The following is a 13,587-nucleotide window of genomic DNA, read 5'->3' on the forward strand; positions in this document are numbered from 1 at the left end:
CACTCACATCCTATAAATGTTTCTGTATATATGGCACCCATCTCGATCTCATGTGGGCCGTTTCCTGGTGACCACCAGTGGAAACAATCTGTTCAAAACTTCCTGTGATGTTTTGTTCGAAACACACTTTTTCAATACCATCTCTCAATTTTTCCACTCCTTGAATTGGACATAGCGGATCATCTTTGCCAACAAGCGATAGCCTATTTCTAGGTAATATCAGCTGTTGAACGGTTGAAGTCGAAAAGGTTGAAAGCAAGTTTGGTACATAACTGTAGAAGCCGTGCTTGTCTAGTAGTCTTTGTTCAATTAAAGTTTCTAAATCAACTTGTGCGGCGATATCAACAGTTACCTTGATTCTTTCATCCATTGCACTTAGCCACCAAGACATTAAACCGCCCATTGACATGCCTATCGTGGCAAGCCTTTGGGTATCTACATCAGAGCGTGTCTCCAAATAATCAAGGGCATGAATAGTATCGTAAAGCATCATTCCCCATAAAACTCTGCCTCTAATCAGCATTTCTTTGAACAGTTCACTTTCTTTTTTCCCACTTCGTTCACCAAAACCCCATGCGTCAATGGCCAGCACCCCGTAGCCCATCCTAGTGAGTTCCTCAGCAAAAGGGCGTTCTTGGAGATAACCGTTCCCTTTGATCACCTCTTCTTTCCCCAGTGCATAATTCCCACCGTGAGAATGATTGTAAATGACCACGGGTAGTTTTCCGTTTACTTCTATCGGTTTGATAAAGTAAGCCGGAACACTTTCTATCCCGTTCAACTCCAAAAGAAGCGTTTCAATCACATAATCCGGAGTAACCTCTTCGTTCACTTGAATGGACTGACTGATAGCTGATTCCGGTCGTTGACCAAGTAGTGAAAATAACTTCTCCCTACTCATTTGTATTCCCGCTTGACTGGGTAGTGACAACGAGCTCTTCTTCTTTTTTTGTATTTTTGCTATAAGCACGATGGATTTCAATATCTTGACAATTCTCCATATAAAAGGCAGGACCTTTATGATTTTCGATGGTAATATTTCTGAAGGAAGCATCTTTCACATTACCGATATAAAAACCTTGATGCGTGACGGGTTCAATTCCAGTCATCATGGCGGGAACTCCTGGTTCTGCATCATCGGTCATGCTAATATCAATGTTTTCAAAAGTTATTTCTGATAGATACTGTTCTGCTAAACCATATAGGAAACCAGCGGACGCTCGAACATTTCTAGCTGTAATATTTGCAAAATGAATCCGTCTGAATTTTGGCGTTTCTTCTGTAACGGGATAAGAATTTTTATCCCAGACGTATTTTTCTTTTCCTTTTGGTCCACAGAAGTAATACAGGTTCAAAATGAACGGAGACAAGACACTTTCCATTACAATGTTACTGACTCGAATATCCTCAATCGTACCGCCTCTACCGCGACGAGATTTCAATCTGATGCCACGATCTGTTTCTTTGAATACACAGTTAGTGATCACTACATTACGAATGTCTCCACTCATTTCACTGCCGAGGACTACACCACCATGTCCATGACTCATCGTACAATTTGTGATTGTAATATTTTCGCAGGCAATCTTTTCAGCAGCTTCTTCTGTCCCTGATTTGATCGCAATGCAATCATCTCCAACATCGATATTACAATTACTGATTCTAACGTTACTACAAGATTCAGGATCAATGCCATCTGTATTGGGCGAATCAGCAGGGTTCAGAATGGATACATTATCGATTGTGATATTTGAGCTTCTGATAGGGTTGATCGTCCAGCTTGGAGAATCTATCATCATGACATCTTTGATCGTAATACGAGAAGATTCTTCAAAACTGATCAGTTTCGGTCTTGGATACAGTAGCTCTTCTCTTCGGTTTCTGAATACGTCCCACCAGTCTGCTCCGTTTCCATCAAGCGTTCCACTGCCGGAAATCGTAACATTCTCTACGTTATCTCCGTAAACACAAGACATATACACTTCTCGTGAAACACCCTCCCATCTTGATTTAACAACAGGATAGTCTTCTTGATTTGTACTGAATTTAAGTACCGCTCCTGGGGAAAGATGAAGCGTCATATGACTATACAATCTGATGGACCCTGTTACATATGTTCCACTAGGAATCAGTATCGTACCGCCTCCGTCTTCTTTGGCAGCTTGGATTGCCTGATCTATTGCTTCTGTTACTAAAGTTCCATCATCTTTTGCGCCGAAATCTTTAATTGAATACATGATTTTCATTCACCTTCTAGTTAGATTTTGTAACTTTTTCATATTCATTCATCGCTTGAATAAAAGCACCTACAGCTTTGAAATCATTCATAATAACAGCTTCACTCATATAGTATGCAAAGGAACCGTCTCTTTGATCAGCGCCACCTAGCCCTGCCACTTCACAGCATTTGTTTAAGTTCAGCCAACCTTCTTTTGTTGTAAGAACAAATTCGTCTAGAATACCTTCGTAAGCTTTTTCCATTGAATGAAACCATTTTTCTTCTTCAAGTAGACCAAGTCTTCTCCCTTTTGCTAAGGCATATAAAAACATGCACGAACCAGAAGATTCAAGATAATTCGGCTTACGGCCGCCCTTATCGATAATTTGATACCATGTCCCTGATTGATCTTGGTAACGAATGACACCTTCAAGCGTATCTCTGAAAATCCAGATTAGTTTTTCTTTATCTTCACTGTCTTCATCCAGTAATTCAATGACATCTGCTAGCGCCATCAGATACCAACCGAGTGACCGAGACCAATAATGTCTGGATAAACCAGTTTCTGGATCACACCATGGTTGTACCGCTTTTTCATCCCATGCATGATGTCTCAATTGAGTAACCGCCGAACGAGTATGCTCGTCACAGAGTTCAAACTGTTTGATCACGTCTGAGTAGTCCTGATCTTCGAACATCTTGATATATTCAAGATAAAAAGGTGAACTCATGTAAAGTCCGTCGAGCCAAATTTGATAAGGGTATATTTTCTTATGCCAGAAAGCTCCTTCTGAAGTTCGGGGATGATCTGCTAGTTGATCTCTAAGACGTTCAGCTGCTTTTTTATATTTTTCTTGTTTTGTTTCTTTATAAAGGAACAGAAGAACTTTTCCATTGTTAATGAAGTCTATGTTGAATTTTTCTTTTTCATAATCTTTGATACTCCCATCTTCTCCGATGAAATAATCCATTGTTTTCTGGATATAATCGAAATATTTCTGCTCATTTGTTTCTTTGTAGACTTTTTCCAATCCTTTTAACACGACGCCGTAATCGTAAGACCATTTCCCACGATAGGGTCTTAATGCATACAGTTCTGGATAACGCTCAATGACAGTGTCTGCCATTTCAGTTGACCAGCTGATCGTTTCTTTTAACATGTACATCCGCCCACTCCTATACATTCTTTTTTTCCTAAGTATAAGCTTGTCCCCTTCTCTAAAGGAAAAGGGGATAAGCCTGTACGTGAATCTATTCTTGAATTTCTGCAAAAGCAGCTTCGTATTCTTCTATGATTTGTTGACCACCTGAGCTGTACCATCTTTCTACCACTGCTTCAAAATCATCCAAATCAATATCTCCAAGAATATATTGATAAGTTGCATCATCGATAGCGACAGATAATTCAGAACCTTGTGAAGTAAAGGTATTGGATTCAAGAGAATAAGCTGGATTCAATACAGCAATTTCCTCATTTTCTAAAATTAATCCATCAGAATACAACTTCAGTTCATTTCCTGTAACAATGTCATAACCAATTTCTTTTGGTCTTGAAGAAGAAAATGGTTGTACTTCTTGTTGCCATAAGTCTTCATCTAAACGTGTTGAAACATTGCCATCCATTTCATGGTGAACACCTTCAATACCAGAAGACATCAAGGTGTAAACTTCTTCATCATGTAGATCATTTACAAATTGAAGTACCGCTCTTAATTCGTCTTCATCAGCAACTTCACTTCTTGGGAATGCGAGTAATCCACCGATACCATTGTTATCTGACCAGATTGCATACTCATCGCTGCCATCTTTATTGATTTTGTTTAATTGTGCTAAATCCATATCATCTTGAATACCTTCAGCAAGTGTATACAGGTTTACTGCATCCATCAGTCCTCCAACATATATTCCAGCACGTCCTTGTGCAAAGCTTTCTTGTTGATCGGTTTTAGCTGTAACAGCAAAATCCTGATTAATCATGCCTCCTGCATAAAGAGCTCTCATGTAATCCATTGCTTCGATATACTCCGGTGTATCAAACTGAGGTGTGAAAGCACCATTTTCTTCTTTCCACTCATTTGGTACCCCATGATAAGTAGCAAGCGTTTTGAACGCGCCATATTTAAGATCAGCACGATCCATAAAACCAGTCGTATCATTTTGACCACTACCGTTTGGATCATCTTCAGTGAAGGCACGCGCTACTTCAAAGAGTTCTTCAACTGTAGTCGGTTCTTCCATTCCCAAATTCTCCAACCAGTCTCTTCTTAAAATGACACCATTACGTGCCAATGGTTTCTGGAAAGGTATACCGTAAAGTACGCCTTCAATAGAAGCAGAACGTCTAGTTTCTTCAGAGATTTCAGCAAGATTTTCGAAGTCATCTAAGTACGGCTCTACGTCCCAGAATTGACCAGCTTTTAGTGCATTACGGACAGATGAGTTTTCCATAATCGTAAGCGTAACGATATCTGCCAGATTACCTGAAGCCAATGCGGTATTCAGTCGTTCTTCTTTAGATGCGTCAGGAATCCATTGGAATTCAAGTTGGGTATTCGTATACTCTTCAACTGCATTTGTGATGGTATCTGTTGGAGGAGAAGCAGAGTGCAACATATTCATCCATGAAATTGTTGTTTGTTCGGGCTCCCCTGAAGCGTTTGTTCCACTTTGGGAACCTGAACTTGAACCACCGCTACCGCAACCAACTAGTAAAGCGCTACCAAAAATCGTTAAAGCTGCATATCGTTTCCATTTTCTATTCATTGTGATACTCCTCTATGTTCTAATTTTTTACTGCTTCTGATTCGTTCACACTTCGTTCTATTCTAGCGAAAACCATATAAGCCATCTTCATAACAATGAAAATTAGAAAACTTGTTCCAAAAAAGGTGACTAAGGCAGGATACACTCTCGCTACTATGGAGTAAATTGCCAGAATGCTGACAAACAAAACCAATGTATATTGCAAGTAAGAAAATCCAATTAAAAATGAGTACCGAATCATCTCCTTTAAAGATTTCAGCTCGTAGTGAACGAGGACAGGAAAGATGTAAGTTACAGAGATTGTATAAAGAAAAATCAATACACCGAAGACGACTCTTAATTCCCAGCGACTAGCATAGATATAATCCATGATCAAGATGATTCCAGCAACCATGTAGATTAAACTTAAAAGGTTACTTTTTTTGAAATAACGCTTATACTCCGCAATAAAAGTTTTTATAAGCGGAAGATCATCATTTCCTCTTAACCATTCTCTTATAACACTGAATGTTGCAGCAGTTGAAGGTCCTATACCTAAAATCCCTAATCCCATCATTGTTCCAATCATCCATAAGAAATTCAAACAAGTTAACTTTAAAACTCGAGTCAGAATCATATTCAATTTTTCGACATTTTTCATACAAACCATTCCTTACTTCAATTTTGTTCCTCTAATATACGCCGTCTTCTCCTATTTTCTTCGCTAATTTATTTGTTGCCCATACTAATATAAAGCCAACAACACCTTTAAACATACCTACTGCCGTACTAAAACTTAATTGACCGTTTTGCAGTCCTGCAGTATAGATATACGTATCAAAAATCTCAGCGACTGAACGGTTCATAGAATTTAGTAGTAAATGTAGATGCTCAAATCCAAGATTCAATACATTACCAATCTTAAGGATCATCAGTGTAATAATAGTTCCTCTGATAGCCGGCAATGTAACATGCCATATTTTTCTTAAACGTCCTGCGCCATCCATATCAGCTGCTTCATACAACTGTGTGTCTACACTTGTAATAGCTGCAAGATAGATTATTGTAGACCAGCCAAGCTCTTTCCACATAACTTGAAGAATATAGATTCTTGGTAACCATGTTGGAGAAGTCAAGAAACTAATTTTCTCTCCACCTAGATAAGCAATTAGCTCATTAACGAGTCCACCATCTAGAGATAACAGAACAAACGAAATGGAAACGATGATAACCCAAGACATGAAATGCGGAATGTAGATGATTGTCTGAATAATCGACTTGAATCGTTTATTAACAATTTCATTCATCATAAGTGACAAGACAATTGGCATTGGGAAAAACACAAAAATATTCAGTGCGAATAAATTCAAAGTATTTCGAAGTAACATAAAGAATACGTCATCAGTAAATAATCTGGAGAAATGCTTAAGCCCGACCCACGGACTTCCGAATATCCCTAGAAACGGTTGATAATCCTGAAAGGCTATGATTAGACCACCCATAGGTAAATACTTAAAAATAATAAAATACAATAAACCCGGTAAAATCATCATATAAAGATACTTATGCTGCCACCAGTCAGAAGTCCTTTTTTTCGGCTTCACTACACTAGACTCTAAAATTTGTTCTTCCAATAGAAAGCTCCTTTCTTCTTATCCTCAAATCCAACACTCTTTTAAAGTAGCAATCTTTACTCTTTTATTTGAATGCGTTGATTTGAGTTGTATCAATCGATACTGTTTCATGAAACTCATTTTAAAACGTGTAAGGCATCTACCAAAACAACTTACGAGTTCACTTTAAGGGACAACCCACATAACTTCTATAATCATTTTATTGATAACGCTTCCAATAACGCCTTTCCTTTTAAAACACACTTAATGATTACCTTTAATCACGTAATCACAGATGATGATTACTAGTAAATTATAAATATCGCTTGATTTTTCAATTAAAAATTCCATTATGATTTTATTTTAGAAATGCCTTGAATAAGCCTAATGTAAGCGTTATAATTTATTCGTGTGACGAAAGGAGATAAAAAATGAAATACAAAGGAAGTTTATTTCATACGCTTTTCCTACTTTTATCTGTCTTAACCTCTTTACTAATTATTATTTTTGTTTCTTCCTTTTATTTATCAACACGTGCTAATATTGAGAATGAATTTCTGATTAATAGAAGACATAATCTCGAACAAATGGCTCACTCTTTAGAAGTAGAACTACAAAATGTGGAATATGCTTTTAATGCCTACAGTACGACAAGTTCGTATCAATCTGTGATAGAAAATCCGTTGGCTTCTAGTGATTTCAGCCAGTATAGAGACGTCAATACACAGTTGAATTACTTTTCAACTCCGAGCTTATCTAATACGACTTATACTTTGATTAGCTTAAGAGAAGGATGGGCTATTTCTGAAGGGCGATTGCTGCAATTAACCGATTCAGAATTAGAAGATATTACAACTTACTACACAGGAAGCACAGCTTCAAACCTATATTGGGATAAAGATGCTGGCGGGATGTCTGTAGTGACTACTCTACCAACGCACTCCACCGATAAAAATGGTATTGGGATTGCTCATGTAGCTGACAATGACATTGATCAGCTGATTAATAATCAGGAAATGCACTTTCCTATTTTGATCATGAATAATGATGGCGACCTATTATATGATTCTGACTACAAAGATTCTACTTTGACAACGGTTATTCCTGAAATTTCCACAGAAAATCTATTAGCGCAAGGAGAAACAGTTACTGAATTACCGATACATATTGCCGGCGAAGAACCGCTCACCTTACTTGCAAACAGTTCTCCATTCAATAATCTTGTTTATGTGACTGCGCTTTATGATTACGAAATTCATGAAACGCTTTCTCCTACCCAAAATGCTTTCTTGGTTTTAGGCGGGTTACTAATAATATTTTCAATCGGACTTTCTTGGATACTCGCTACGGTTCTTTCTCGTCCTTTAAAACAATTAAAGAATGCGCTGAACTTAGAACCGATTGGTACTGTGACCAACGAATTTGATTTCATTAAATCTTCTTTTGAATCGATCAGGACAAAAAATGATACATTGGAGCTTGTTTTTGATGTTGAAAAGCCTGCATTGAAACGGCAGTTTGTATTAAATGCTCTGCTTGGTAAAAATACATTAGAAAACCTTGACGAGAAACAAGCTGTATATAATTTTCCAACTTACAAGCACCCTATTTATTACGTCCTAATCACTCAATTAGACAATCGTAAGTTCAAAGATGATACTGTACGCCTATTTACACTACTGCATATTCTAGAAGAAAACATTCCTTCATTGAACCTATTCTCACCAGTTGTTTTATCCGATGAGCATGTAGCAACTATTCTAGTTTTTAATGCTGATACTGAAGATATCAATAAAACTATAATTGAATACAGTGAGGCTATCGTGAAAAATGCTAAATCAGAAGCGAGCTTACTTGTCAGTGTTGGTATCAGTAATCCTTATACAGACTTCAATCTTACTAGGTCAGCTTTCAAGCAAACTAAAGCAGCTTTATCTTACAAAATCCTTTTGGGAAATCAGTCTATTATTGCTTATGAAGATATTCAAGAAATCACTGCGAATGCTTATTCTGGACAGTATGCTACAGATCTGGAGAAACCTATATTCCAGTCTATTCAATTAGGAAATGTTGAAGATGCAAAAAAACATCTTTATCCATTTCTAGCAGATTTATTTAAACATAATCCAGATCCAATATCTATAGAATTTGCTCTATTACGCTTTTTTATGAACTTATCCAGACTTGATCAATCTCTAGAATCCAATGTGATTGATCGTAATTTGATTGAAGACTATTACCAGACAGTACTCTTTCACCATAATCTAGTCGACATCGAAGAAAAGCTTGTCACACAGATGGTTGTTCCTATGTCCAAAAAAATACTTGAGCGAACGACAGAACAATTCAAACAGGTTTCTCACCGAATCAAAGAAAAAATTCACGAAGCCTATGATGAAGATATTTCTTTAGATACAATCAGCGAAGAACTAAACTATAATCCCAATTATCTAAGTAGTATTTTTAAAAAAGAAACAGGCATCACTTTCAGTGATTACCTGATTGATTACAGATTAACTAAAGCAAAAGACTGGTTAAGTGAAACAGAACTAACCGTAAAAGAAATTGCAGAAAAACTTAAGTACGGTAACTCCCAAAATTTTATACGTTCATTCAAAAAACGGGAACAATTAACACCTGGTCAATATCGTAAGCAAGTTAAACTACAGTAATAGCATAAAAAGCTTAGACATCTGACAATTAATTTCAGTCAGTGTCTAAGCTTTTTATACGTTCTCGTAACATTCTTTGAGCAGTTGGAGACTCTTTTCTAATGCTGGTTCTCTTGTTGCTTCCAGTGACACAAATAAATTTGGTTTTTTGTATTTTATAAAACTTAAAATCTTCTCGTATTGCATTTCGCCTGTTCCGACCGGTACGATTTCAACCTTATTTTCTTTGATGACGTAATCCTTGATATGCATAGCTACGATATGCTCATCTAAAAGATCCAGAGCCTCCTCTATAACGGCACTTTGCCGCTCGTAGTTATCGATACTGATCAAGTTCGCACAATCGAGTATAATCTTCAAATTTGGTGATTGAATTTCTTGTATCATTTGATAAGCTAACTTAGCCGAATGCAGAGGATGATTCATTCCAGCCTCTATTGCCACAATTGTTCCAAATTTCTCAGCTACCGTAGTCAGCTTTCTTACAGAAGACACCACTTCATTAAAAGCTTTTGTTGTGAAGTTTTCTTCTGTATATCCTTTTCCCACACTACCCGTTTCTGTTGCAACCATACTCGCATTAAATGACTGTGATAAACTTAAGTGCTTTATAAAATCATTTAAAGCAATTTCTCTCTTTTCCACATTTCTATCAATAATATTGACGTAACACCCCAGTATGGAGATTTTGATTCCTGCTTTATTGAATTGCTCAGCATAGTAAGTAGCTAAACCTGGTGTTAGTTTGTCATAAGTATCCATAACTTCTGGAAAAGACTTTTTAATCGCAAACTGAACATGCTTTAAATTATAACAGTTCAGTTTTTCAATTAGTTGATTCATCTCTATTAGTCCGAGATCATGCGCTCTAATCCCTAAATTAAGCGGAAAGTTCATCTTTCACCCGCTCTTTCCGTCATCCGTTGTCTCTTGTGGAATGCAGGAACCGTTTTTGTAAGTTCCTCAGCTATTAGGGAAGCAACCATTTTCGCACCTTCTTCTGAAAAGTGGGTGTTATCTGTTAACCCCTCAGGATAATTACTATACATGTTCGGTTCCAGATGCAGGAAAAGCTCTTTCGAGGAAGCTTCTCCCAGTTTATCTATATAAGCTGAAGTAATTCGGTGCATATCAATAATTGATACAGATTTTTCAGTAGCAACCTTTCTCATCGCCTCTGGATATGATCCTAGCGACATTGGATCTAGTCTGCCCTCTTTGAATTGTCTCCTACTAATGGAAGTCATTAGGATAGGAATCATACCATTCTTTGTTGTTTTATCAATATAGTACTTCAAGTTATCCATATAGTTTCCGAATGGATCTGTAAACCTTTCCGGATCATCTATTTTTTGATCATTATGACCAAATTGTATCAATAGATAGTCTCCAGCTTTCCCTTTTGAAAGAATAGGTTCTAATCTGTTTTGTTCCAGAAAAGATTTGGTACTTCTACCATTAATAGCTTGGTTACTAAATTGAATAGTCTCATTGAAATAATCTGCAATAAATTCTCCCCAACCACTCATCGGTTTTTCAGTTGAAGACTTATCTGCTGCTGTAGAATCTCCTGCAATAAAAACCGTTATATTATTTTCTACCAAAATGATTTGCTCCTTCTTTATTGTTTAGTTTATCTTATATGAGATTCTTTGCTAGATAAATAATCATTTCTGTAGTTGAAAAAAGTTTATATGAAAGCGTTTTATAATAATGTTTGCAATTATCAGATTTAATGATTATAAACCACTATTATTTTTCTGACTTTGATCTATAGCTACTTTCCATTTTATTTATTTATCATACAAAAAGATTATATACGGTACTCATTATTCTTGATACTGTTGTGTCATACCAAACAACTTAGCAAATCTACCAAAACAACAAGCAACTTATTTCTTTATTATAGGAGGATTTTTATGGCAAAAGCTACACCCGTATTGTCTAAACGACAAGAACCATTAAGTTCAAAAATCTTCAGCGTATTTAATACAACCTTTCTTGTATTAATTGCTTTGATTTGTTTAGTCCCTTTTATCAATATTATTGCAAGTTCCCTTGCAACTACTGAAGAAATCGTATCAAAACCATTCGTGATTATTCCTGAGACCTTTTCACTTGATGCTTACCGTTACATCTTGTCTACCCCTACAATATTTAATTCCCTCTGGGTAACAATCTTTGTTACAGTTGCCGGCACCATTACAAGTATGATTTTAACTGCAATGATGGCTTATGGTTTATCTCGAAAATATTTACCTGGCCGTCGTATGATGAATTTCTTAGTCGTCTTCACTATGTTGTTCAGTGGAGGTATGATCCCTACTTTCCTTGTTGTAAACAGTTTGGGACTCATTGATTCATTATGGTCAATGATTCTACCAATCGCTGTCAATGCCTTCAACATGATTATCATGAGAAACTTTTTCCAAGGTTTACCGATGAGTTTGGAAGAGTCAGCAAAAATGGACGGAGCAAGTGACTTCTTAATTTTCAGAAAAATTATGCTTCCTCTAGCTATGCCATCTGTCGCTACGATTTCTCTCTTCTATGCTGTTGCTTATTGGAATACCTATATGAATGCGATTCTTTATATCAACGATTCTGCTAAATGGCCAATACAAATTCTGCTGCGCCAGATCGTTATCGTATCAAGTGGGATGCAAGGAGAGGGTGTTGCGGTAGATGTTATTCCACCAGCCCAGAGTATCAAAATGGCCGTTATTGTGGTCGCAACCGTTCCCATGTTACTCGTGTATCCATTCGTACAGAAGTACTTTGTAAAAGGTGCACTAGTTGGATCAGTAAAAGGATAAGATACGGATAAACTAACAAAGGACTGATATTATGCCATTAGACGAAGATTTAATCCCAAACGAAACAACAACGAACATGACTGAAGGTGGTTCAAACACGCCTATTGAAGTCGCTAGCGAAAAAGCTCTACATGATCGACACGTTGAAGAAGAAGTTCTGTTTCCAGATGACAAAGAAGCTGAGAGTACTGAAGAGGATTTCGTCAAATTCGACTTAGATGCTGTTGACGAGCTAGAAAATACAGATCATTAAATTAGTTAACTAAAAGAGGCCTATTATGACAATTCGAAACTGTCATAATAGGCCTCTTTTTAATTATAAATCCTGGATTCTCGTCCGGTTTACAGATCTTTCTTTATTCATTCGTTTACGCGTGAGGATATAAATCACAATAAGTATCAGTGTCAGGATATTTGAGAGAAGGAAGATACCTAAAGCGCTTAATATCATAGATGTTGTTGTACCACCCGATTCCATTCCTCCATCCTCTTCCCCGAATAAGGTGACCCCTGTTTCACCTTCCGATAACTCGACCGCTTCCTCTGAATCATCGTACTCGTTTACTTCCATCACTTCAATAGAAGTTGTTTCTTCATATGATGGTGTAACGGTAAGATAGCTAGCAATACCTACAGTAGTCATCAAAGCGAATAAAAAACTAATGAAAGGTAAGATCAGTCCCGGAAATTTACTGTCCGTTTTGGACAGATATACTTGTAACATAATAATCATACCTACTAAAATCAGCATCAATAGAATAGGTAAAATCGCTCCTATAATCGCCATAATCATTTCCCCTTTATGTAGTCTATAAATCCTGAATTTTTGTTTTATTCATTTGATCAGATTTCTTCGTTTTATCTCTCACACTATAATAGATGGCTAGACATATCGCTGTTGGAACATTAAAAATAAGGAGAGAAGATACCCCCATAACTATGTATTCTCCTGTAGATGTGTCGTCGTAGATCGGTTCGCTTTCGAATACTTCAGTTACTTCGTTCCCCTCGTCATCTATATAAGTTACACTCGATTCTTCTATAGAGTAGCCACCCATAGATGAAATAGGTAAAAGTGAGCATATGAAAAATATAGCAGGAATCACTAATCCTGGCCATTTTTTCTCTGATTTCGATAAAAATATCTGTAATCAGATACCTCCTGCTAATAAAAGTAATACCACAATAGAATTAAGCATGGTCATTTTCCTCCTTTGTTTTACGATATTCTGAAATCAATAGTTTAGCTGTATTGAAATCTAGTTTATCTTCTAATGCCAGTTGCTTTATTGTAGAAATATAAGTATCTGCCTGCTGTTCTTCATTCAGTTTGATTTTTTGAATCAATCGGTCTAGCCTTAACCTGACTGTCGGATAGGTCACACTATATTCCGCTGCGACTCGTTTTAGGGATCCTGACGCAAGCAGAAATCGTCTGATAAACTGAATATCTTCATCGTCCAGTTTACTGATCCATTTCGGGATGATGTCCATAACCATTCACTCCTTTAACAATATTTAATTTT

General features: G+C 36.8%; 13 protein-coding genes. 3 read left to right on the forward strand and 10 right to left on the reverse strand.

Going from position 1 to position 13,587, the window contains the following annotated elements; translation table 11 throughout:
* Positions 1-10: 10 nt before the first annotated feature.
* From VXN63_RS05445 to VXN63_RS05470, 6 genes are all read right to left on the reverse strand, one after another.
* Positions 11-901: a dienelactone hydrolase family protein gene (locus VXN63_RS05445; protein ID WP_327756979.1), complete on the reverse strand. Its 891-nt coding sequence runs from the start codon at positions 899-901 to the stop codon at positions 11-13.
* Positions 894-2,237: a glycoside hydrolase family 28 protein gene (locus VXN63_RS05450; RefSeq protein ID WP_327756980.1), complete on the reverse strand. Its 1,344-nt coding sequence runs from the start codon at positions 2,235-2,237 to the stop codon at positions 894-896. The genes VXN63_RS05445 and VXN63_RS05450 overlap by 8 nt, the downstream gene beginning before the upstream one ends.
* 16 nt (positions 2,238-2,253) lie before the next feature.
* Positions 2,254-3,384 (reverse strand): glycoside hydrolase family 88/105 protein, encoded by a 1,131-nt coding sequence (locus VXN63_RS05455; protein ID WP_327756981.1) that lies wholly within the window; start codon positions 3,382-3,384, stop codon positions 2,254-2,256.
* Positions 3,385-3,469: 85 nt separating this feature from the next.
* Positions 3,470-4,981, reverse strand: a complete 1,512-nt coding sequence (locus tag VXN63_RS05460) for an extracellular solute-binding protein (protein WP_327756982.1) — start codon at positions 4,979-4,981, stop codon at positions 3,470-3,472.
* 19 nt (positions 4,982-5,000) lie between these two features.
* The gene (locus VXN63_RS05465) at positions 5,001-5,621 is read right to left on the reverse strand and encodes a YesL family protein (protein ID WP_327756983.1); all 621 of its coding nucleotides are present in this window, start codon (positions 5,619-5,621) and stop codon (positions 5,001-5,003) included.
* Between the two features lie 31 nt (positions 5,622-5,652).
* Positions 5,653-6,582: an ABC transporter permease gene (locus VXN63_RS05470; RefSeq protein ID WP_327757166.1), complete on the reverse strand. Its 930-nt coding sequence runs from the start codon at positions 6,580-6,582 to the stop codon at positions 5,653-5,655.
* Between the two features lie 422 nt (positions 6,583-7,004).
* Between VXN63_RS05470 and VXN63_RS05475 the strand changes: the two genes are divergently transcribed.
* Entirely contained in the window at positions 7,005-9,245 is a 2,241-nt protein-coding gene (locus VXN63_RS05475; RefSeq protein ID WP_327756984.1) for a helix-turn-helix transcriptional regulator, read from the forward strand.
* Between the two features lie 54 nt (positions 9,246-9,299).
* On the opposite strand, the gene VXN63_RS05480 is transcribed toward VXN63_RS05475, so the two are convergent.
* Positions 9,300-10,142, reverse strand: coding sequence for a sugar phosphate isomerase/epimerase family protein (locus VXN63_RS05480; RefSeq protein ID WP_327756985.1), 843 nt, complete (start codon positions 10,140-10,142; stop codon positions 9,300-9,302).
* Positions 10,139-10,849, reverse strand: coding sequence for a rhamnogalacturonan acetylesterase (locus VXN63_RS05485; protein WP_327756986.1), 711 nt, complete (start codon positions 10,847-10,849; stop codon positions 10,139-10,141). The genes VXN63_RS05480 and VXN63_RS05485 overlap by 4 nt, the downstream gene beginning before the upstream one ends.
* 315 nt (positions 10,850-11,164) lie before the next feature.
* Between VXN63_RS05485 and VXN63_RS05490 the strand changes: the two genes are divergently transcribed.
* Both VXN63_RS05490 and VXN63_RS05495 read left to right on the forward strand, forming a co-directional pair.
* A complete protein-coding gene (locus VXN63_RS05490; RefSeq protein WP_327756987.1) occupies positions 11,165-12,061 on the forward strand; it encodes a carbohydrate ABC transporter permease in 897 nt (298 codons plus the stop codon).
* A gap of 31 nt (positions 12,062-12,092) precedes the next feature.
* Positions 12,093-12,314, forward strand: coding sequence for a hypothetical protein (locus tag VXN63_RS05495; protein WP_327756988.1), 222 nt, complete (start codon positions 12,093-12,095; stop codon positions 12,312-12,314).
* Between the two features lie 63 nt (positions 12,315-12,377).
* Here the strand turns inward: VXN63_RS05495 and VXN63_RS05500 are convergent, their stop codons facing one another.
* Both VXN63_RS05500 and VXN63_RS05505 read right to left on the reverse strand, forming a co-directional pair.
* Positions 12,378-12,848 (reverse strand): hypothetical protein, encoded by a 471-nt coding sequence (locus tag VXN63_RS05500; protein ID WP_327756989.1) that lies wholly within the window; start codon positions 12,846-12,848, stop codon positions 12,378-12,380.
* Positions 12,849-13,252: 404 nt separating this feature from the next.
* Positions 13,253-13,555 (reverse strand): DUF2089 family protein, encoded by a 303-nt coding sequence (locus VXN63_RS05505; protein ID WP_327756990.1) that lies wholly within the window; start codon positions 13,553-13,555, stop codon positions 13,253-13,255.
* Positions 13,556-13,587 lie beyond the last annotated feature (32 nt).

It is taken from the genome of Marinilactibacillus sp. XAAS-LB27 (assembly GCF_036039175.1).
Lineage (GTDB): Bacteria > Bacillota > Bacilli > Lactobacillales > Carnobacteriaceae_A > Marinilactibacillus.